Below are 19,837 nucleotides of genomic sequence, written 5' to 3'. Positions count from 1 at the left end.
TGGTTAGCCGGTTCTTTCACGGGCGTTCACGCGCCGTTGGGCGCATCGGTCCCGATCCGCTGGACGATCGGCGGGTGCGCATCGTGCAGCTGGCGAACTTCTATGGACCGCGCTCCGGTGGGCTGCGTACCGCACTGCACCACCTCGGCGAGGGCTATGTGTCCGCGGGACACGAGGTGGTGCTCATCGTGCCGGGGCCGCGGCGGACCGAGGAGCTGTTGTCGACCGGTGCTGTGCGGATTACCTTGCCCGCCTTGGGCATTCCCTGGACCGGTGGATACCGGGCGGCGAACCCGCGGCGGGTCGCCGACGTGCTTACGGGTTTGCGCCCGGACGTCCTCGAGGTGTCCGATCGGCTCACGCTGCGCGGATTCGGCCGCTGGGCGCGACGGCGCGAGGTGGCGAGTGTGATGATCTCGCATGAGCGGCTGGATCGGCTGCTCGGTCAGGTCATGCCCGGTGCGGTAGCGCGCCGCTGCGCCGACGTGGCCAACCGGCGCACCGCCGCGGAGTACGACATCGTGGTGTGCACAACGGAATTCGCCCGCGCGGAGTTTTTGCGGGTGGGGGCGCGGAACGTCGAACTCGTGCCGCTCGGGGTGGATCTGGAGGTGTTCAGTCCACGCAGGCGCGATAACGCGCTGCGTGCGGATCTGGGGGCGGCCGGGCATCCGCTGCTGGTGCACTGCGGCAGGCTCTCAGTGGAGAAGAGGGTAGACCGCAGTATCGAGGCGGTCGGTGCGCTGCGCAAGGCGGGTGTGGAGGCCAGGCTGGTGGTCGCGGGGGAGGGCCCGCGGCGTGAGGCGCTGGAGCGGCGGGCGAGGGCGCTGCCCGCGCTGTCAGGGGGACGGCCTGCCGTGCATTTCACCGGGTTCATCTCAGATCGGGCGATGGTGGCGAAACTGCTCGCCACCGCCGATATTTCGCTGGCGCCCGGTCCGCACGAGACGTTCGGACTCGCGGCGCTGGAGGCGCTGGCGGCGGGTACGCCGGTGGTGGCGAGCCGGTCCTCGGCGCTCGCGGACATCGTCACCGCGGAGTGCGGCGCGGTCGCCGCCGATCATCCGTCCGCCTTCGCGCAGGCGGTCACCGACGTGCTCGCGCTGCCCACCGCCGGGCGAAGGAAAGCGGCACGCAGCCGAGCCGAGCAGTTCACCTGGCCCCGAGCCGTCGCCGGAATGCTCGCGGTTCTCGGCCGATAGAGCGCCACTGTGCCGAGACCACGACGAGTTCGACTACCAGGAACGCGTGCTCGGTTCGCGGGCAATCGGCGTGTTGAATGTGCTGCTGAGGCGGTGAAGCGCCGCCTCCGGTCGACCGATCGCCGCGCCGATTGCCGGAGATCGGGCGGGGACGATCGGAGTATCCTGACCGATTCGCTGGTTGAGACGAGGTTCGGAGTGCGAGTGTTTGGTGGCGGGCGTGTGGGCCGCAGGACGGTGCTCAGCGCAAAGGTGTTGGTGACGGGTGCGGCCAGTGGGATCGGGCGGGCGACCGCGCTCGCCGCTGCGGCGGAAGCCGGGAGCGCCATGGCATTTCGGTCCATCTGGTGGTGCTCGGCGCGGTGAACACGCCGCTGGTGCAGTCCTTCGAGCTGGTCGGGATCGACAAGGACGACCCGCGGGTGGGCCGCCTTATCGGTGCGTTCACCAAGCATGCGGCGGCGCCGGAAGATGTTGCGGCGCATATCCTTCGCGGCATCGAGCGCAACCGGTTCCTTGTTTACACCTCGTTCGATACCCGGTTCGGCTATTGGTGGGCGGCGGAAATTTTCGTTTCCGTATGAGTTCGTGATCCGCCGGGCCAGCGATCGGTTCAGCAGGCTGCTGGCTTCGAAGGGCAATTGAGCTGCACGTCGAGAACTCGGGCGCCGGGCCCCTGTTCGCCGAGTCGGTCGTGTTCGTTCACCAGTCGGCAGCTGCCGAGTGACAGGCAGCCGCAGCCGATGCAGCCGGTCAGGTTGTCGCGCAACCTGGTCAGCTGGGTGATGCGGTCGTCGAGATCCGCACGCCACGTGGTGGACAGGGTCTCCCAGTCGCGGCGAGTGGGGGTGCGGCCCTCCGGCAGTTTGTCCAGCGCAGCCCGAATGTCGCTCAGCGGGATGCCCACCCGCTGCGAGATGCGGATGAAGGCGACGCGCCGCAGCGTCTCACGCGCGTATCTGCGCTGATTACCGCTGGTGCGACGACTCGAAATGAGACCCTCGCGTTCGTAGAAGTGCAACGCGGAAACCGCTACTCCGCTACGCTCGGACAGCTGCCCGGGGGTCAGTTCCTTTGCTCGCCAATCGGTTGTCGACATCCACACTCCTCCATTCACCTGAACAATACTTCAGGTTAGGGTGTGCTGGGGTGAGAATTGGACACACCGCAATTGCGTGCTCTTACGCTCTCGGCGAACTACGGTCGGAACATGGGAGCAGACGCTGTGCAAGTGGGGCCCGGAGACGATCCGGAAGGAAGCGAACACGACCGCGCCGACGACCCGGGTGGGCGCCTCGCGGTGACCTCCGAAGTCGGCACTTTGCGCACCGTACTGCTGCACCGTCCCGGCGACGAATTGCGCAGGCTCACGCCGCGCAACAACGATCAACTGTTGTTCGACGGCATCCCGTGGGTGGAGCGGGCCCAGCAGGAACACGACACCTTCTCCGGCGTGCTGCGCGAGCGCGGCGTCGAGGTATTGCTGCTGGCGGATCTGCTCGCCGAGACCCTTGCCGTCAGCGGAGCGGCCCGTATCCAGGGCATCTCGGCCGCCGTGGACGCGCGCCGGCTCGGGCACGCGCTGGCCGACGAGCTTGCGGCGTTCCTGCGCGGCGTCCAGGCCAGGGAACTGGCAAACGTGCTGATGGCCGGGATGACCTTCGACGAACTGCCGTTCGGTCCGGACGCCACCTCGCTGGTGCGGCGGATGCACCACGGCGGCGATTTCGTCATCGATCCGCTGCCGAATCTCTTATTCACCAGGGACTCGTCGTTCTGGGTCGGGCCGAGGGTCGCGATCACCGCGCTGGCGCTGCCCGCCCGGATGCGGGAGACCTCGCTGACCGATCTCATCTACGCGTTCCATCCGCGCTTCCTCGGGGTGCGCCGGGCCTATGAATCACATACCGCGCCGATCGAGGGCGGCGATGTGCTGTTGCTCGCACCCGGTGTGGTGGCCGTCGGTGTCGGTGAACGCACCTCGCCCGCCGGGGCGGAAGCGTTGGCACGCAGCTTGTTCGACGACGAGCTTGCGCACACCGTGCTGGTGGTGCCGATCGCGCAGAACCGCGCGACCATGCACCTGGACACGGTCTGCACGATGGTCGATACCGATGCCATCGTGATGTACCCAGCAGTGCGAGACTCGCTGTGCGCGTTCACGATTCATCGCGAGGACGACTACAGCGGGCGCTACCGCGACAGCGGGGTGAGCATGCGCGGTCCGGACCCCTTCCTACCCGCCGCGGCCGAGGCCATGGGCATCGGCAAGCTACGGGTCATCGACACCGGCCTCGATGGGGTCACCGCCGAGCGCGAGCAGTGGGACGACGGCAACAACACCCTGGCGCTCGCGCCCGGCGTCGTGGTCGCCTACGAACGCAACGAGATGACCAATACCCGGCTGACCGACTCGGGCATCGAGGTGCTCCGGATCCCCGGTTCCGAACTGGGTTCCGGACGCGGCGGCCCGCGCTGCCTATCCTGCCCACTATCCCGACATGACGTGTGAGACCGCCATGTTCGCCATCACCGTCACCCAAGATTCCCCCGTCCCGCCCTACGAGCAGCTCCGGCTGGGTGTCATCGCACAGGTGCGCTCGGGCGAACTCACCGCGGGCACCAAGATCCCGACCGTTCGAGCGCTGGCCGCCCAACTCGGCCTTGCGCCGAACACCGTCGCCCGCGCCTACCGCGAACTCGAGGCCGACGGTGTCGTCGAAACCCGAGGCAGACAGGGATCATTCATCGCTTCCTCGGGTGATCCAACCAAAGACGCGGCAGGCCGTGCGGCCACCGACTACGTCGCCGCCATCCGGCGGCTGGGCCTCGACGACGAAGCAGCGCTGCGCTACGTGAAATCAGCCCTGGACAGTTAGCTCCGCTAGCGCCAGCTCGGCAGCCACAGATGGTCGTGCCAGCTGCCCGGCGTGATCGCCATGGCGGTGAGGATCGGCCAGAGCCAGATGAGGTTGGCGATCACCAGGCCGAGATAGATACAGACCGCGAGTAGTCCCAGACTGCGGCGCTCGTTCGGTGCTTTGGGCAGGAAGGTGCCCGCGGGACTGCGGCGTATCGGGATACTTCCGGCGGGGCCGAGGATGTCGCCGAGCACCAGCGCCACGCCCATCACCAGGAACGGGGCCAGCGCGACGGCGTAGAAGTAGTACATCTGCCGATCGAGGGTGAAGAACCAGGGGATCAGGCCCGCGCCGTATCCGACGAGCACCGCGGCGTAGCGCCAGTCGCGGCGCGCCACCGTGCGCCACAGCGCCCAGCCGAGCATCGGGAAGGCGATCCACCAGATAGCCGGGGTGCCGATCAGCATCACGGCTTTCACGCATTGAGTTCGACCGCAGCCGGTGACACCGTTGTCGGCGTAGTAGTAGAGCATTGGACGAAGACCCATCGGCCAGGTCCACGGCTTGGATTCCCACGGATGGTGGTTGCCCGCCGAGTTCGTCAGGCCCTCGTGGAAGCGCAGCGTTTCGCCGCTGTAGAACCAGAGCGAACGCAGCGCGCTCGGGATCCACGACCACGGTCCGCCACGGCCGACCTGGTTGCCCACCGCATACCGATAGACGCCGTCCTCGCTGGAGAACCAGGCCCAGTAGGTGGCGAGATACACCCCGAGGGGGACAAGCACCAGCGCGTACAGAGCGGGCCCGACATCCCGCAGCGCCGTGCCGAACCAGGGGCGGCGCACCCCGTAGGCCCGCCGCGCCACGAGGTCGAAGCAGACGCTCATGAGGCCGAACGCCAGGACGAAGTAAATGCCGGACCACTTGGTGCCACAGCTCAGACCGAGCAGCAGGCCCGCCCCGAATCGCCACCAGCGCACGCCCAATCGCGGACCCCACGGACTCGCATCGATGCGACCCTCGGCGTCGGCCCGCGCGATCTGCGCTCTCACCTCGTCTCGGTCGACAATGAGACAGCCGAAGGCAGCGGTGACGAACAGCGCAAGGAAGATGTCGAGCATGCCGATACGCGAGGAGACGAAGGTGACGCCGTCGGCGATCAGCAGAATGCCCGCGATCGCGCCGATCAGCGTGGAACGCGCCATCCGCCGCACGATCCGGATCACCAGCAGCACGAGCACCGTGCCCGCCAGCGCCGCGGAAAACCGCCAGCCCCAGCCGTTGTAGCCGAACATCCACTCGCCGACGGCGATCAGTTGCTTGCCGACCGGGGGATGCACCACCAATCCGTAGCCGGGATTGTCCTCGACCCAGCCGCCGGTGAGCATCTGCCAGCCCTGCGGCGCGTAGTGCTTCTCATCGAAGACCGGGGTGTAGGCGTCGGTCGGGTAATCGAGGTTGGTGAACCGCGTGACCGCCGCGATCGCGGTGAGGAATACGGTGACCGCCCAGCCGCGCAAGGTATCGAGCGGCCCGAAATCCGGCGACGGCCGCAGGGGCGCGGGGCTCGACCAGGTGGGTACGGCCCCGGGTGCGGTCGCGCGCTGGTCGGTCACCTGGGTCACGCCCCGATCGTATGCTGTGCGCGCCGTCGAGACGCGCATCGGTGAGCGTGCCGCCGCGTGAATCACAGTGTGGCCGGCCGACACGCCCGCATATCGAAGGTTCGCGATGCGCGACTCGCTGCGGGACCGACATCGGCCGATGCGGTGGTCCCGGACGGTATCGGCGCGACGCCGCGTTCCCGGATCGGTGGGCGTGATACAGCGCGACGATGTCCGGTCGATACGCTGCTAGGCGGGGCGAATGATCTGGATGGGGCGATGTGGTCGAGGTAGGAGCGCGGTGACGGACGAGGCGGCCGACGAGCGGACAGCGGGCAGGTTGGTGCTCGCGGCGACGCCGATGGGTGACATCGGCGATGCGTCGCGGCGACTGCGCGACGCGCTCGGGTCCGCCGACATCGTCGCGGCCGAGGACACCCGACGGACGCGGTCGCTGGCCAAGGCGCTCGAGGTGGAGATCACCGGACGCGTGGTCAGGTTCGACGATCACGTGGAGAACGCGAAGATCCCGGCATTGCTCGCCGACATCGAGGACGGGCGGACCGTGCTGTTGGTGACCGACGCGGGCATGCCGTCGGTCAGCGACCCGGGCTACCGCATGGTCGCGGCGTGTGTGGAGCGCAACCTGCCCGTGACCTGCCTGCCCGGCCCGTCGGCGGTGACCACCGCGTTGGCCCTGTCCGGACTACCGGTGGAACGGTTCTGCTTCGATGGCTTCGCACCGCGCAAGTCCGGCCAGCGTCGAGAGTGGTTGCGCACCTTGCTCACCGAGCAACGGGCGTGCGTCTTCTTCGAGGCCCCGCACCGCATCGCCGACTGCCTGGCCGACGCGGTGGAAGTGCTCGGCCCCGATCGCCGTGGCGCCGTGTGCCGCGAACTGACCAAGACCTACGAAGAGGTCGTCCGCGGCACCCTCGCCGAACTCGCCGCCTGGGCCGTCGACGGCGCCCGCGGCGAGATCACCGTGGTCCTCGAAGGCGCCCAACCGAAGTCGGCCGACCCCGCGGACCTGGTCGAGGAGGTCGAATCCCTGACCGTCCAGGGCATCCGCCTCAAGGACGCCTGCGCCGAAGTCGCCGCCGCCTCCGGCGCTTCCCGCCGCGAACTCTACGACGCCGTCCTCGCCGCTCGCCGCGACGGCGAGGAATAGTTCGCCACGCGCTGGAGAGTTGTCACCGCTTCGGGCAGCACCCGCCGTGGCACCGAGATCACCACGACCTCACCGGATGCGACGGCTTCGGCGGGCGTGCCGACCGTCACCGAGGGGCCGATCGAGGCGGCAAGTGCCGCAAGGGTTTCCGGATTGCGGCTGAAGGCGAGCATGAGTTCATGCCCGGCCCCGGCCAATTGGCGGGCGATACCGCCACCGATGTGCCCCGCACCGACGATGCCGACCTTCATACCGCTGGCGATCATTCAGGGTGGCCGTACCGGCCGCCTGCCTTCCGATACGGGTCGGCGGGCACGCGACAGGAGATGACTCTGCCAGCCGAACCGGTACGCCGCTCGCCTTCGGCGGAGCGGATATGGCGAGCCGATCGCCTCGGCGCTCGCCTGACACAATTGGTTGTATGACCTCTTTGGAAGGCAAGGCCAAGGCATTTCTAGAGCTCCATCGCCCCGGCGATCCCGCAGTCTTCCCGACGGTGTGGGACGCGTGGTCGGCGAACCTGGCCGTAGCCGCCGGTTTTTCCGCGCTGACCCTGGGCAGTCACCCGGTGGCGGAGTCTGTCGGTCGCAGTGACAAGGAAGGGATGACCTTCGCCGAACTGCTGACCAGGGTGCGTCAGGTCACCGACGCCGTCGAGGTTCCGGTGTCGGTAGACATCGAATCCGGGTACGGGCTCGAGCCCGCCCAGCTCATCGAGGGCCTGCTCGAGGTCGGCGCGATCGGCCTCAATATCGAGGACACCGTGCACAGCGATGACGGCCGCCTGCGCGGCGCCGAAGAGCACGCCGCCTTCGTGCACGGGCTGCGTCAATACGCCGACGCGGCAGGCGTCCACGTGGTGGTCAACGCCCGCACCGACATGTTCCTGCGCCAGGACGGCGACGAGTCCGACCGCGTCGACCGCGCCATCGCCCGCCTGAAACTGGCCGCCGAAGCGGGCGCCGACGTGCTGTTCCCGGCAGGCCGCCACTCCGACACCGACCTGCGCCGCCTCACGAGCGAGCTGCCGCTCCCGGTCAGCGTGGTCGCCCTACCCGGCGAATTCGACAAAGCAGTCCTCGCGGACCAAGGCGTGGCCCGAATCAGCTTCGGCCCCTACCTCCAAGCTGCCCTCACCGCCGAAGCCAACCGCCTCCTGGCCCGCTGGACCTAGCTCCGCCCGACGAGTGGTACATGACGCCAGAGCGCCTCTCGGCGTTTGCCGCAGCCATGTGCCACTCGCCGGTGCCTCAGCTGGTAGTGCGGCTAGGTGTCGGTTTTTGGTTCTACGTAGCGGGGGTAGACGGCTTCCGGTGCGGGTAGCGGGACGCCGGGGGCGATCGGTGTGGGGATGTCGGCGAAGGTGCGGTTCTGCTGTGCGAGCAGGTCGAGGATCTTGGCTGCCGAACCGGGCATCACCGGCTGTACCAGGATGGCGACAATGCGCAGTACCTCGAGCGTCACGTAGAGCACCGTGGCCTCGCGGGCGCGGTCTTCCTCGGTGCCGGACTTGGCCAGCGTCCACGGCGCCTGGGCGGAGAAGTACTTATTGGCCTCGCCGAGGGTCAGCCAGATCGCTTCCAGCGCCAAATGCATTTGCTGGGCATCGAATTCGGCGCGGCAGCGCTCCAGCAGGCCGTTCGCGCGATCGAGCAGCGCGCGGTCCTGGTCGGTGAACTCCCCGGGGGTCGGCACCGCACCGTCGCAGTCACGGGCCACCATCTTGAGGCTGCGCTGCACCAGGTTGCCGAATTCATTGGCCAGATCGCTGTTGATCCGGCCGACGATCGCCTCGTGGCTGTAGCTGCCGTCCTGGCCATAGGAGATTTCGCGCAACAGGAAGAAGCGCACCTGGTCGAGCCCGTAGGAGTCGACCAGGGCCAGCGGGTCGACCACATTGCCGACCGACTTGGACATCTTCTCGCCCTTGTTGAACAGGAACCCATGCACGAAAACGCGTTTCGGCAATTCGACACCGGCCGACATCAGGAACGCGGGCCAGTACACGGTGTGGAAGCGGGAGATGTCCTTGCCAATGATGTGCACATCGGCGGGCCAGAACTTTTGGAACGCAGCGGATTCCGTGTCCGGGAAGCCGACGCCGGTGATGTAGTTGGTGAGCGCGTCCACCCACACGTACATCACGTGATCGGGGTGTCCGGGCACCGGCACGCCCCAGTCGAAGGTGGTGCGCGAGATGGACAGATCCTTCAGCCCGGCCTTCACGTAGCTGGCGATCTCGTTGCGCCGCGTTGCGGGCGCGATGAATTCGGGATGCTCCTCGTAGAGCGCGAGCAGCTTGTCCTGGTAGGCCGACAGCCGGAAGAAGTAGTTGGACTCCTCGGTCCACTCAACCGGCGTCTTCGACTCGGTGGAGACGCGCGTGCCGTCCTCGAGCAGCGTGGTCTCTTCGTCGGTGTAGAACGCCTCGTCGCGCACCGAGTACCAGCCGGAGTAGGTGCCCAGGTAGATATCGCCGTTGGCGAGCATCCGCTCCCACAGCGCGACGCTGGCGACCTGGTGGTCCTCGTCGGTGGTGCGGATGAACCGATCGAAGGAGATATCGAGCGTCTTGTCCATCGCCTCGAACACGTCCGAGTTGCGCGCCGCGAGTTCCTCCACCGGAACGCCCTCGGCGATCGCGGTCTGCTGCACCTTCTGACCGTGCTCGTCGGTGCCAGTCATGAAGAACACGTCGTACCCGTCGAACCGCTTGAACCGGGCGATGGCATCCGCCGAGATGTACTCGTAGGCATGCCCGATATGCGGCGCACCGTTCGGGTACGCGATGGCCGTGGTGACATAGAAGGCGGGGCGGTCAGCTGCGCTCATGGTGTGTCTATTCCAACACGCAGAACGGGGTGAACTCGACTCGAGTGCGTGTTCATGGCATCACAGGTTACATCCATCGGCGCTCCTCGGTACCAGCGGATGGGCGGATCTTCTGGGCAAGCGGGTGCGGCTGCCCGGTCTGGCGACATCGTCCCAGAGGCTCGCGATTCGCATTCACGAGCCGGGTTCGCGGTGTTCGAGGCTGAGGACCGGATGATGCTGAAGGCGGCCATGGGTGACTTCGACATGGTGCGTGTGGAGATCGCTGCGACCCCGCACCGACGACCTGGCGGTCGCCGTGCTCGACGCGGACGACGAACCCGCCGATCTCATTTGCCACGCCGTGCTGATGGCACACCGTCGCGTCAATCACCCGCCAATGGCTGACGATAACTCAACGACCTGACCCAGGACAACGCGTAGGCTCTCGGCTTCGCCGAGTCAGCCACGGAGCTGGTCACGATGCGAGGCCCGATTCCGGGCACGGTTCTGCATGTTGTCTATCACCCGGACTGTGTGCCGGGGTCGAAGTTCGGGGGTGGGTGTATGGCTGAGGGTATTGCGGCGACAGCGTTCGAGATCGCTTGTGCGGAAGGCTATCCGGTCATGATCCCTGATCGCGCAGACTAAAGGGGCGAGCCGACAACGCGCTGGGCCCCGGCCATGCGCCGGGGCCCTGAAGTCCTTTCGCGCTAGGCGCGAGCTGGTGTGAGGTCACCACCGATGTGCGCCTCGGATAGGAAATCGGGGAGTGAGACAGACAGCCGCGCGCTGACTTCACCAAGCCCGGACATCAATGCCTGCACCGGTTCCGAGCCGGTTGCTTGGATTGTCATCGGCGCCGGCTGTAACCCCTCGATCCGTAGTCGACACACGTAACTCGATCCGGTCGACGAAAACGGCTGCGGCTGACCGACTGTTACGAGGACGCATCGTCCGCTCCGCTGAATCTTCCTGGTAACCAGTACTTTTCCAACACCGACCGTCATAGCGAAATAGTATGGCTGACGTCGGGGCTCTGCCCTAAAGGCATCGGCGTGTCCGACACCCGGCGCGCCCTTTGTACCTGGGTAGCCGGCCCTCTACGGTGTGCACCGAGCGCGTCATGGTCGACTTCAGCTCCACGTCCGCGGCTTTCGCGCATCCCTACATGTCCGCTTACGTCTGCGTTCAAGGGCGGTATCCATGCCTGAATCTCCTCGATCGATCCCATTCCGGTGGAGGCGGACCCGCGATGGACGGAAGAGGGCAGGATCATCGGGTGATGCGAAGCTCTGCGCCAATGCCTGCGTCGATGATCACGAGCGCCCAGTTCGATGCATTCGATATCCCGGTCCACGGCGACCTGGCTGCCGCGACAGTGACATCGGTGCGGGTCCGTTCGGGGAAGCGGCATGTTCCGGGACGCTGCCAGCACGTCGGCGCATCCGGCGGTGAGCAGGTCGCGGTCCTCGGGCCAGGTGGCCCAGCGGATTGGCGATGATGCCGTTGACGGGCTGCTGGACCGCGCGGTGGGCGTCGTGGCCACCGAGACCCCGGTCGGGGAGGTAAGCGTACTGCTGCGACGAATTACGGCGGGCGCAGAATCCCAGGTGACGGTGTTCGCCCGTCGAGACAAGGTCGATCCGTGGGAGCTGGCCGCCGGGGTGTGGTTGCGGGCGCACCGCCAAGGCGCAGACCAAAGTCCTACTGGGGGTTTCGCGGTCATGGATGCGAGTCTGCGGCAAGCAAGATCACAGCACTGAGCGCGGCGGCGGCGTCGAGAAGAGCATGGGAGCGAGCCGCGATGCTCGTGTCCCGGGCTGCCAGCGCGGCTGCGACGTCCTCCGATCGGTGTCCGCGCGGCAGGTTCGGCAGCAAAGCCCGGAGGGTGTCGATGCGGTATCCGGCGCTGCGTAGTTGGTGGACAACCCGAGCATCCCGAACTTGGGCCGGCGAGTACTGTCGCGTCCCTTGGGTGGAGACGCGGTCAGGAACAACAAGCCCCTCGGCGTCCCAGTGCCGCAAGGTCGACGGGCGCACTCCGAGCGCGGCGGCGAGTTCGGATACGCTCATCGAGTCCGATGGGCGTACGTTGTCGATCGGCTCGACAGAGATCGCCTCGGCCGCCTCCTTGGCGAGCGCAAGGTCCGTACGCTCTCGGGCGAGTCGGGCGTGTGCCGCATCGAGGAGGGCGAGCACCTCCGAGAGCGGGCACTCGTGTACGGCACGAACGATCCGCTTGGCCTCGACCGGACCGACGCCGGCTGCCAGCGCGCGATAGGCCAGCGCGGAACGTAGGTGAATCTCTCCGTACCTGCGGTAGCCCGCAGCCGTGCGCGTCGCCGTCGGTAGCACTCCGTCACGCTCGAGATTGCGTACCTGTTGCACGGAGTATCCGACACGTCGCGCGACATCGACTGTGCGCATGGCCGACGAGTTGAGAGTTGACACCGTGTCGTTCCTTTATCTCCCGGCTATCTCCGGCTCGAAGTCTCCATAAGCACATTAATGAAACGCTGGAGAACATGACCATCGACGAGATCATCAGTTTCGTAGGCAACCTCGATAGAGTCCTGGCCGTCAGCCCGGGCCCCGACGACGGCTCACCCGAGATCAGCTGGGGCGATACGTTCTTCTACTACTCTCCGAGTGGTGTCGTGCCGAAAGCGACTCAGCCCTTCGCGACGATCGTGACGAAAAATTACCCGGGCGACGAGAAGTCACGCCTGGACCGCCCAGATGCGTTCCGCGTCAACATCGCCGCTGGGAAGGAATCCTTCATCCACTGGACCGGTCACGCGCCGCGCGAACCAGCCATCGACATCGACATCGATCCCAGCGTCACCGATACCGTGATCGCACACCCCGTCTACGGCTCCGTTGGCTGGCTCGCGGTGGTGAATCCGGGCCAGCGGGCCGGCAAGGCAACCCACGACCTGCTTCGCAAGGCCCATCACCTCGCACGCTCGCGCTACGAGCGACGTGCTGGGTCAACGAGCAGCTGATGAAGAATGTCGCCGAGACCGGCAGACGGTCATCGGCGACCAAGCCGACACTGCCGCAGCGAACTGCCATGCTTAACGTGTCACCGGATGCTCCGGCGCAGACCGCACGCGACCAGTCGACCATGCCCTGGCTGCCGAGTTCGTCGAGTACCGCACGATGGCGCTTGCGCCACAAGCCTGCCTTGGCCCATTCGGTGAACCGGCGATGCGCGGTGGGGACCGTGACCCCGAACGACGGTGGCAGATACGCCAAGCGCATCCACTGGTCAGGACATACACGATGGCGGTGAGCACCGCGCGGTCCTCCACCGGCGGTGTGGCTCCGCCCTCGGGCGACCTCGTCTACGACGGCGAGGCCGAGATCGACCTCGGCGGCCACACCGCGATGGATACTGGAAGCAAGGACCGGACGCTGTCACCGCAGGCGAAAGGATTACGCATGGCCACCGTTGCCGGGCAGTTGGTCCAGATGCTGCACAAGGCCGGCGTGCAACGGGTCTACGGTGTGGTGGGCGACAGCCTCAACCCGATCGTGGACGCGATCCGCCGTACCGACGGAATCGGCTGGGTGCACGTGCGACACGAGGAAACCGCGGCCTTCGCCGCCGCGGCCGAAGCTCAGGTCACCGGTCGGCTGGCCGTCTGCGCGGGTAGCTGTGGCCCCGGCAATCTGCACCTGATCAACGGCCTCTACGACGCTCACTGTAGCGGCGTACCCGTGTTGGCCATCGCTTCCCACATCCCGTCGAAGGAAATCGGCACGAGCTACTTCCAGGAGACCCATCCGGATCGGCTGTTCTTCGAGTGCAGCCACTACAGCGAAATGATCTCCCAGCCCGATCAGATGCCACGGCTGCTGAATATCGCCATGCAGACCGCGGTCGGCCGGGGCGGGGTCACAGTCCTGACCATCCCGGGCGACGTCGCCGCCCGCGCTGCGCCGGTGTCTACTCCGGCCTCCGTGCAGCTCACCACCGCTTCGCCGGTGGTGCCGCCGGATGATCGGATCGCCGAGTTGGCCCGGATGCTCGACGAATCCGGGAAAGTGATGCTGTTCTGCGGTGCTGGCTGCCGGGACGCCCACGACGAGGTGATGCAGTTGGCGGGAGTCCTCGCCGCACCGGTGGGCCACTCGCTCGGCGGCAAGGAGTGGATCCAATACGACAACCCGTTCGATGTCGGTATGAGCGGGCTGCTCGGCTATGGCGCCTGTTATGACGCGATGCAGGCCGCCGACCGAATCATGTTGCTGGGCACCGATTTTCCCTACGACGACTTCCTCCCACAAGCGCGCACCATACAGGTGGACATCGACCCGGCTCGGCTGGGCCGACGCACACCGCTCGATCTGGCCGTGCACGGCGACGTCGCATCAACGATCCGCGCGGTCCTGCCCTTGCTCCGCAAGCGAACCGATCGGTCGTTCCTGGACGCCATGCTGACCGAGCATGTCCGCAGCCTGCAGCGCGTGCTCGATGCCTACACCACCAACATCGACCACCGCACACCCATCCATCCCGAGTACGCCGCCGCGATCCTCGACGACGTCGCATCCGGGGATGCGGTGTTCACCGTCGACACCGGCATGGGCAACGTGTGGGCCGCCCGCTACCTGACGCCCAACGGGCGGCGTCGGGTGATCGGCTCGTTCCGGCACGGCAGCATGGCCAACGCGCTGCCGCACGCGATCGGCGCCCAGCTGGCCTATCCGGACCGACAGATCATCTCCATCTCCGGCGACGGCGGGCTGTCCATGCTCATGGGTGACTTGCTCACCCTGGCCACCTACCACCTGCCGGTCAAGGTCGTCGTGTTCAACAACGCGTCACTCGGCATGGTCAAGCTGGAAATGCTCGTCGAAGGCATCCCCGACTTCGGCACCGACTATCCTCAGGTCGACTTCAGCGCGATCGCCGCAGGCTGCGGAATCCCTTCGGTCCGAGTTGAAAAGCCCACCGAGATTCGCGACGCACTGACCGAGGCGTTACACCGGCCCGGCCCCGCACTGGTCGAGTTGATCACCGACCCCAACGCGCTGGCCATCCCGCCCAGGATCACCGCGGCCCAGGTCCGTGGCTTCGCCCTCGCCGCAGGCCGCACCGTCCTGGATGGCGGCGTCGGCAAGATGATCGAGTTGGCCCGCACCAACCTGCGCAACATCCCACGCCCCTGATCCCCGTCGTGTGCCGCCCTGGCCGGGCCGCCGGCACCTACGGGCCGATCGCTCCGCGGTCGATCCGCCCGGCCACGGTGTCCCGTTGTTCCGGTCCTCGGCTGCGGGGTAGAAGAACTGCTGGATCCCCGAGCGGGACACCGTCGCGGCACCCCCGCCAGCCGACGCCGCCCCGCAGTGGTCGGCGAGGCCCGGCTGGTCCTGCCGCGGAGCCGCGACGGCAGGTCGATGCCGCCGAGGTGAACTGCCACCGATGCGGGAAACCGCTGCCAGGCAAGCGCCGGAGAGATCAAATCTATTGCAGCAAAGGGTGTTCCGCGCTGGCTTCCTACTACCGGCGCAAGAACGGTGAACCGGTTCCGCCGCGCTGGCAGCACCCGGCACTGACGGCCGACGACCCCGTGCTGCGGGCCGCCACGCAGCACGCCCACCAGCTCAGCCAGGACCGAGGCTGGACAGGTCCACCACAGGCTGCGTGCTCGACGGGTTGGTCACGGTCCTGGACGGGCGGCCCGCCGGTCAGCGGGTGCTGCTCAGCGAGGTCCGCTCCCGCCCGCATCGCTGGGTGTCTCGCCCCCGGCTCATCGAAGTCCTCACCGATCTACGTCTATTTTGGTTGCGCCCGGCCATTTCTCGAACAGTGGGCAACCCACTACGACCATCTGAGGGAAGTCACCCGCGCCGACATCGGCGCCGCGCTGGGACCGCTGCACCGCACCGTCAGCCAGAACTTCGTGAACTTCCGCACGCAGCGCATCGGGTGCAGCGTCGACCGGATCAGCGGCGACCGCATCCTCCACGGAGCCCTCACCGCAACCCCCACAGCCCTCGAGGGGCCGCGGGTATATTCGCCGATGAAGATGAAGTAGCAGTCGGCCCTGTTGGCGGTGTGTTCTCACTGCGTCGCATCGGGGCTTGGTGGATTCTCAGGTGATGACATAGCCGATGGGCCTCGTTTGCCGGATTCGTGCTCGATTGGGCTGCCGATCCGTCAGCAGGTGGTGGGCGCATGCTCGCCGCGCACCCGGCCCTCCATCCACATCAGTACCTCGGGTGCGCCCAGTATCGCCCCCGACACATGCTCGGGCGCGGGCACCTGCAGTGTCTGCACCGGCACCCCGGCCGCGCACCAGCGGCGGTCGGTGTTGTTGATCGCGTCGATCGGGATCAGCGGGTCGGTCGGCGAATGCCATTCGAATACTGGCGTTTTCGGCACCCCGTCGTAGAGTTCCAGGCTGTTTTCCTCCAACACCGACCGAGCCTCACGGATGTCGACGATCGAGGTGCCGTCCCGGTATGCGCCGGCACTGCCGTCGGTGCCGATGTTGATGATCTCGGCGGTGCAACTGTTGGCCATGGCGTCGCGGACTGCGAGACCGCGCTCGTTGAGGTACGAGCTGACCGGCAGCCGGTCCGGGTACTCCCGCTCCAGGCCGATCGCCGCTGCCATGGCTAGCCCGAAGGCGGGGTGCGGGTCGAAGCCCAGCGTCTCCGCCATTGTCACCAGGTTCATCGGGGCACCGCCGACGGCCGCGCCCGCAAGCTCCAGTTCCGGTGCGTATGACGGCTGCAGCGCAGCAGCCCATGCGGTGGCCAAACCGCCGCCGGAGTAGCCGGTCAGCACCACCGGGCTGTGCTGCGCGGCGAGTTCGGGCAGCCGTTTCATCGCCCGGACGCCGTCCAAGACGATCTGTCCACCCAAATGTGCGGCCCCCAGGGCAAAGTAGGGACCGAGATGGTCCGGCAGCGCCACAGTCCAGCCCCGCGCGAGTAGCACATTCAAAGCAGGTGCGGTCGACAGCAGGTTCATATCGCCGGAGTACAGCAGGTGCGATACCGCGCAGTCGGTGCCGAGCGCATTGATGAAGTGCTGGTACGACAGTAGCGGCGCGTCTGGTTGATGACCGGCGGGGGTGATGACCGTGGTGGTCGCCGCGATCGGCGCGCCGCGCGAGTTGGTGGATCGGAATTGCACCAGCGTGATGCTGGCACCGGGGAACATGGGCAGCGGCGGCAGGGCCCGCGCATTGAGCACATCACCGGGCTGGTGCACCGCCAGATCCGCCGGGGCGGCGTAGAAGGGGTCCGGATCGGGCCGCGGATAGATCGGTTCCGCGGTTGCCGGCGTCGCCGGCAGCAGCCCGAGTGTGACACAACCGAGCGCAGCGAGGACCCGGGCCGGACCACTGCGCCTGCTGCCCAGGAGAAGGAATTGACGAGTCACGACCTAGACCTCCGCGGATAGTTCGTAGTTCGCAGCATTCGTTGGACCAGCGAGCTCCATTCGAAGCGCGAGATCATGGGCAAACATTCAGCGAACTTCATGGGGAGAGCTGCACATGCCGCGGCCGTGGCACTGCCAACCCAATGTCGCCCGCAGGAACCCGTCACTTCCGGCGGGCTGAAGCCGCTTGAGAAGATCCCGAGTTCGCGCTCTGTAGCATCTTAAGCAGCGCAAACGCTGACATGACACACAACGGCTAGACGAGCCTCACTAGTATCCGACACGAAAAGAAGCGGCAGATATTCAGGCAGCTTCCGGTCGTAGACGATTACGGTACCAAGCCGGACTCGACACTGTGGCAACTTTGCTGCAACTTCGAGGGCTACTTGCACCCATCCGAGAGCGGGCTGGGAATTTTCGGGATCCGTTTTCGCGAATGACCTTCTCGAAACCTCCTACCGGGCGTTTCCGCTCTGCGCCGAGATCATGAAACTGATCACCGGCCCGGTGGTCGTCGAGCGCCTCGGCGACGGTGCGCTTGGTCAGCAGCGTGTTCTCCACCCGCCGAGGCCAAGCACGCAGCTCGGCAACCAAAGGGCCGGGTTCGCCGCCGACAGCGCCGGCGATCCCGTCGGCGAATCGAAAACCCGGCGGGAGTGATCGACGTGGTCGGCGACCGCCCGCAGCCGAGCATGCACTGTGAAATACATGAGCCTCCTTGCGGGACAGAACATTTCGCAGTACGCCGAGAACCGGGAACCTTCGGTGCCTCCGGCCGGCGCGAGGTCGGCCGGAGGCTCGGGGGTTCAGGCGGCGGTGTCGGCTTGTCAGCTGAATCCGTGTCGTTTCCGTGTCGTGGAGTCGAGCTCGCTACGGATCCACTGCAATCTGTGACGCACGGGCTGCACCCGCATGCCAGGAAGCCATTCCTCGTCGGCTGATTCCCTGTCCAGGTGGCGGCATCGGGCGCTGAACCGGCTGGACTTTCCTGCGCCCTCACCGGGGCCAGGACCCGGGTCGTAGTCGCCCTGCTCGGGTGGGCAAGATGGGTTCGGTCACTGAGGTTCTGTCTGTTCGGTTGTCGCGGCGACCGGCACTGCGCACACCATGCCGTTGCTGAAGCCTGCCGCGTCGATGCCGAGGGCCGCGTTGAAACGGCCGCGCAGGTTCTCCAGCGCGATCAGAAAGGTGATTTCCACCAATTGGGCGTCGGTGAAGTGCCGCTGCAACGCCTCGAACAGCTCGTCGGACACCTCCACGGGCGTACGACTCATCCCGACCGCGTAATCGAGCACGAGCTTGTCGAGATCGTTGAACAGTTCGCTGGATCGATACGCGGGCAGGGCCAGCAGTTCGTCGTCACTCAGACCCCACCGACGCGAAATCTGTGAGGCGAGGTCGATGCAGAATTCGCAGCGGACGAGAGTTGCCGTCTTCAACTCGGCCAGCGCATCGATCCGACGATCCAGCCCACGCAGTGTGGCAGTGGCCTGCTCGAGTTTGCTGTACCCCCGCAGCAACCTGGGCACATGCGCAAACATCTCCAGTGGCTCGATCATGTGCTCGGGTTCTCGACCGGTGAGCCGCGCGAAATGTCGACGCGTGAAACGATACGCAATCCGGGTCATCAGCCCGGCATCGTGAGCGGAAACTCCAGCAATGCGTGCCATGTGATGCTCCTTGTCGACAAGTGACATATCGGGTGGTCGTGGTTCGTCATTTGATATGACGGAACGCGGGCGGAGGATGTGTCTGTGGGCGACAGGGACTGGCTGACCGAGAACTTCGAGCGGTACCGGCACCATCTGCGTGCGGTGGCCTGCCGAATGCTCGGCTCGACGACAGAAGCCGACGATGCCGTACAGGAAACTTGGGTGCGGCTGAACCGCTCCGGGGCCGACAGGGTCGACAACCTCGGCGGATGGTTGACCACGGTCCTCGCCCGGGTTTGCCTGGACATGCTGCGCTCGCGCACGGCGCGGCGCGAACAACCGCTGGACGGCCACACGTTCGAACAGCTCACCGGGGCGGTTAACCCCGAGGATCAGGCGTTGCTCGCAGACTCGGTGGGGCTGGCGATGCTCGTCGTCCTCGACACCTTGGCGCCCGCCGAACGGGTCGCGTTCGTGCTGCACGACATGTTCGAGGTGCCTTTCGACCAGATCGCCGCCATCATGGACCGGTCCCCCAACGCGGCCAGGCTGCTCGCCAGCCATGCCCGCCGCCGTGTCCGCGGCCGCCCCGCTGCTGCGCACACGAACCTGTCCCGCCGCCGCGACGTGGTGGACGCATTCCTCACCGCCTCCCGCACTGGCGACTTCGACGCCCTGTTCACGCTGCTCGACCCCGACGTGACTGTCCGCGCCGACCACGCGGCCGCACCGACGGGCGCGCCGACACAAGCCTACGGAGCAGCGACTGTTGCCCGGCTCGCGGTCGGTTTCGCCCGGCTCTCCCGGTATGCGCAACCGGTGCAGGTGAACGGAACCGTGGGAGCCGTCGTCAACCCACCAATCGTTCGCACCCATGACTTTCGCGATCGCCGGCGGGAACATCACCCGAATCGACATCGTCGCCGACCCAGACCACCTGCGCCGGCTCGACCTCACACTCCTACCGGGGTGAAGTATCGAAACGGGACCGACGTCGCCGATCGGAACGGGCAACAGTGAGCGCGGCAGCCGCGCGGTTCGGATACACCGCTGGGGCAAGAGCGGCGTGGGGTTTTTGGTGCATGGGTTGCTCGACTGTTAACCCAGGCTTCTGGGCACAGAACCGGACAA

At 66.6% G+C, this 19,837-nt stretch carries 18 protein-coding genes and 3 pseudogenes; 12 read left to right on the top strand and 9 right to left on the bottom strand.

The genetic code is table 11. The features are described from left to right. Positions 1-74: 74 nt before the first annotated feature. Both ACV7NQ_RS11765 and ACV7NQ_RS11760 read left to right on the top strand, forming a co-directional pair. The gene (locus ACV7NQ_RS11765; protein ID WP_463359667.1) at positions 75-1,202 is read left to right on the top strand and encodes a glycosyltransferase; all 1,128 of its coding nucleotides are present in this window, start codon (positions 75-77) and stop codon (positions 1,200-1,202) included. Positions 1,203-1,525: 323 nt separating this feature from the next. Next, positions 1,526-1,847, top strand: a pseudogene (locus ACV7NQ_RS11760) (Rossmann-fold NAD(P)-binding domain-containing protein); the annotation flags it as partial. Here ACV7NQ_RS11760 and soxR read toward each other — a convergent pair. Beyond that, positions 1,816-2,301, bottom strand: a complete 486-nt coding sequence (gene soxR, locus ACV7NQ_RS11755) for a redox-sensitive transcriptional activator SoxR (RefSeq protein ID WP_463359666.1) — start codon at positions 2,299-2,301, stop codon at positions 1,816-1,818. The pseudogene ACV7NQ_RS11760 and the gene soxR sit on opposite strands and share 32 nt — an antisense overlap. Before the next feature lie 111 nt (positions 2,302-2,412). Between soxR and arcA the strand changes: the two genes are divergently transcribed. Together arcA and ACV7NQ_RS11745 are read left to right on the top strand one after the other, a co-directional pair. Further along, complete coding sequence (gene arcA, locus ACV7NQ_RS11750; RefSeq protein WP_463359665.1) at positions 2,413-3,714, top strand: arginine deiminase; 1,302 nt, start codon at positions 2,413-2,415, stop codon at positions 3,712-3,714. A 7-nt stretch (positions 3,715-3,721) separates the two neighbouring features. Next, positions 3,722-4,081 carry a GntR family transcriptional regulator gene (locus ACV7NQ_RS11745; protein WP_463365629.1) on the top strand — a complete coding sequence of 120 codons (360 nt, stop codon included), beginning with the start codon at positions 3,722-3,724 and terminating at the stop codon, positions 4,079-4,081. Positions 4,082-4,086: 5 nt separating this feature from the next. Here ACV7NQ_RS11745 and ACV7NQ_RS11740 read toward each other — a convergent pair whose 3' ends face one another. Then, the gene (locus ACV7NQ_RS11740) at positions 4,087-5,688 is read right to left on the bottom strand and encodes a dolichyl-phosphate-mannose--protein mannosyltransferase (protein ID WP_463359664.1); all 1,602 of its coding nucleotides are present in this window, start codon (positions 5,686-5,688) and stop codon (positions 4,087-4,089) included. A gap of 280 nt (positions 5,689-5,968) precedes the next feature. On the opposite strand from ACV7NQ_RS11740, the gene rsmI reads away from it, so the two are divergent. Then, entirely contained in the window at positions 5,969-6,838 is an 870-nt protein-coding gene (gene rsmI / locus ACV7NQ_RS11735) for a 16S rRNA (cytidine(1402)-2'-O)-methyltransferase (protein ID WP_463359663.1), read from the top strand. Here rsmI and ACV7NQ_RS11730 read toward each other — a convergent pair. After that, on the bottom strand, positions 6,796-7,104 hold the full coding sequence (locus tag ACV7NQ_RS11730) for an NAD(P)-binding domain-containing protein (RefSeq protein ID WP_463359662.1): 309 nt from the start codon (positions 7,102-7,104) through the stop codon (positions 6,796-6,798). The two genes, rsmI and ACV7NQ_RS11730, sit on opposite strands and share 43 nt — an antisense overlap. A 155-nt stretch (positions 7,105-7,259) precedes the next feature. Here ACV7NQ_RS11730 and ACV7NQ_RS11725 point away from each other — a divergent pair, with 155 nt between their 5' ends. Beyond that, complete coding sequence (locus ACV7NQ_RS11725) at positions 7,260-8,012, top strand: isocitrate lyase/PEP mutase family protein (RefSeq protein WP_463359661.1); 753 nt, start codon at positions 7,260-7,262, stop codon at positions 8,010-8,012. 92 nt (positions 8,013-8,104) lie between these two features. Here ACV7NQ_RS11725 and metG read toward each other — a convergent pair whose 3' ends face one another. Further along, the gene (gene metG / locus ACV7NQ_RS11720; RefSeq protein WP_463359660.1) at positions 8,105-9,670 is read right to left on the bottom strand and encodes a methionine--tRNA ligase; all 1,566 of its coding nucleotides are present in this window, start codon (positions 9,668-9,670) and stop codon (positions 8,105-8,107) included. Positions 9,671-10,362: 692 nt separating this feature from the next. Beyond that, entirely contained in the window at positions 10,363-10,659 is a 297-nt protein-coding gene (locus ACV7NQ_RS11715; RefSeq protein WP_463359659.1) for a DUF6968 family protein, read from the bottom strand. Between the two features lie 405 nt (positions 10,660-11,064). Between ACV7NQ_RS11715 and ACV7NQ_RS11710 the strand changes: the two genes are divergently transcribed. Then, on the top strand, positions 11,065-11,415 hold the full coding sequence (locus ACV7NQ_RS11710) for a hypothetical protein (RefSeq protein ID WP_463359658.1): 351 nt from the start codon (positions 11,065-11,067) through the stop codon (positions 11,413-11,415). Here the strand turns inward: ACV7NQ_RS11710 and ACV7NQ_RS11705 are convergent. After that, complete coding sequence (locus ACV7NQ_RS11705) at positions 11,375-12,079, bottom strand: MerR family transcriptional regulator (RefSeq protein WP_463365628.1); 705 nt, start codon at positions 12,077-12,079, stop codon at positions 11,375-11,377. The genes ACV7NQ_RS11710 and ACV7NQ_RS11705 overlap by 41 nt on opposite strands. A 98-nt stretch (positions 12,080-12,177) precedes the next feature. Between ACV7NQ_RS11705 and ACV7NQ_RS11700 the strand changes: the two genes are divergently transcribed. Continuing rightward, complete coding sequence (locus ACV7NQ_RS11700; protein ID WP_463359657.1) at positions 12,178-12,657, top strand: DUF6194 family protein; 480 nt, start codon at positions 12,178-12,180, stop codon at positions 12,655-12,657. Between the two features lie 85 nt (positions 12,658-12,742). Here ACV7NQ_RS11700 and ACV7NQ_RS11695 read toward each other — a convergent pair. Beyond that, positions 12,743-12,990 (bottom strand): annotated as a pseudogene (locus ACV7NQ_RS11695) (transposase); the annotation flags it as partial. Positions 12,991-13,096: 106 nt separating this feature from the next. Here ACV7NQ_RS11695 and ACV7NQ_RS11690 point away from each other — a divergent pair. Both ACV7NQ_RS11690 and ACV7NQ_RS11685 read left to right on the top strand, forming a co-directional pair. Further along, the gene (locus ACV7NQ_RS11690; RefSeq protein ID WP_463365627.1) at positions 13,097-14,830 is read left to right on the top strand and encodes a pyruvate dehydrogenase; all 1,734 of its coding nucleotides are present in this window, start codon (positions 13,097-13,099) and stop codon (positions 14,828-14,830) included. Positions 14,831-15,069: 239 nt separating this feature from the next. Further along, a complete protein-coding gene (locus tag ACV7NQ_RS11685) occupies positions 15,070-15,699 on the top strand; it encodes a hypothetical protein (RefSeq protein ID WP_463359656.1) in 630 nt (209 codons plus the stop codon). Between the two features lie 122 nt (positions 15,700-15,821). Here the strand turns inward: ACV7NQ_RS11685 and ACV7NQ_RS11680 are convergent, their stop codons facing one another. Beyond that, positions 15,822-16,970 (bottom strand): lipase family protein, encoded by a 1,149-nt coding sequence (locus ACV7NQ_RS11680; protein WP_463365580.1) that lies wholly within the window; start codon positions 16,968-16,970, stop codon positions 15,822-15,824. Between the two features lie 570 nt (positions 16,971-17,540). On the opposite strand from ACV7NQ_RS11680, the gene ACV7NQ_RS11675 reads away from it, so the two are divergent. After that, complete coding sequence (locus ACV7NQ_RS11675; RefSeq protein ID WP_463359655.1) at positions 17,541-17,714, top strand: hypothetical protein; 174 nt, start codon at positions 17,541-17,543, stop codon at positions 17,712-17,714. Positions 17,715-18,109: 395 nt separating this feature from the next. Here the strand turns inward: ACV7NQ_RS11675 and ACV7NQ_RS11670 are convergent, their stop codons facing one another. Beyond that, positions 18,110-18,724: a carboxymuconolactone decarboxylase family protein gene (locus tag ACV7NQ_RS11670; RefSeq protein ID WP_463359654.1), complete on the bottom strand. Its 615-nt coding sequence runs from the start codon at positions 18,722-18,724 to the stop codon at positions 18,110-18,112. Between the two features lie 84 nt (positions 18,725-18,808). Here ACV7NQ_RS11670 and ACV7NQ_RS11665 point away from each other — a divergent pair. Further along, positions 18,809-19,679 (top strand): annotated as a pseudogene (locus tag ACV7NQ_RS11665) (sigma-70 family RNA polymerase sigma factor). The last annotated feature ends 158 nt before the right edge of the window (positions 19,680-19,837 follow it).

This window comes from Nocardia sp. Tas62D01 (genome assembly GCF_055232035.1).
The sequence above is the reverse complement of the archived record's forward strand: the minus strand, read 5'-3'. Positions and strand labels throughout refer to the sequence as shown.

Bases quoted from the DNA above. Each gene is read 5' to 3' on its own strand.
- arcA (WP_463359665.1), top strand. From the start codon at position 2,413: ATGGGAGCAGACGCTGTGCAAGTGGGGCCCGGAGACGATCCGGAAGGA.
- ACV7NQ_RS11715 (WP_463359659.1), bottom strand. From the start codon at position 10,659: ATGACGGTCGGTGTTGGAAAAGTACTGGTTACCAGGAAGATTCAGCGG.
- ACV7NQ_RS11700 (WP_463359657.1), top strand. From the start codon at position 12,178: ATGACCATCGACGAGATCATCAGTTTCGTAGGCAACCTCGATAGAGTC.
- ACV7NQ_RS11730 (WP_463359662.1), bottom strand. From the start codon at position 7,104: ATGATCGCCAGCGGTATGAAGGTCGGCATCGTCGGTGCGGGGCACATC.
- ACV7NQ_RS11670 (WP_463359654.1), bottom strand. From the start codon at position 18,724: ATGGCACGCATTGCTGGAGTTTCCGCTCACGATGCCGGGCTGATGACC.
- metG (WP_463359660.1), bottom strand. From the start codon at position 9,670: ATGAGCGCAGCTGACCGCCCCGCCTTCTATGTCACCACGGCCATCGCG.
- ACV7NQ_RS11710 (WP_463359658.1), top strand. From the start codon at position 11,065: ATGTTCCGGGACGCTGCCAGCACGTCGGCGCATCCGGCGGTGAGCAGG.
- ACV7NQ_RS11675 (WP_463359655.1), top strand. From the start codon at position 17,541: ATGAAACTGATCACCGGCCCGGTGGTCGTCGAGCGCCTCGGCGACGGT.
- soxR (WP_463359666.1), bottom strand. From the start codon at position 2,301: ATGTCGACAACCGATTGGCGAGCAAAGGAACTGACCCCCGGGCAGCTG.
- ACV7NQ_RS11705 (WP_463365628.1), bottom strand. From the start codon at position 12,079: ATGCGCACAGTCGATGTCGCGCGACGTGTCGGATACTCCGTGCAACAG.
- ACV7NQ_RS11745 (WP_463365629.1), top strand. From the start codon at position 3,722: ATGTTCGCCATCACCGTCACCCAAGATTCCCCCGTCCCGCCCTACGAG.
- ACV7NQ_RS11725 (WP_463359661.1), top strand. From the start codon at position 7,260: ATGACCTCTTTGGAAGGCAAGGCCAAGGCATTTCTAGAGCTCCATCGC.
- ACV7NQ_RS11690 (WP_463365627.1), top strand. From the start codon at position 13,097: ATGGCCACCGTTGCCGGGCAGTTGGTCCAGATGCTGCACAAGGCCGGC.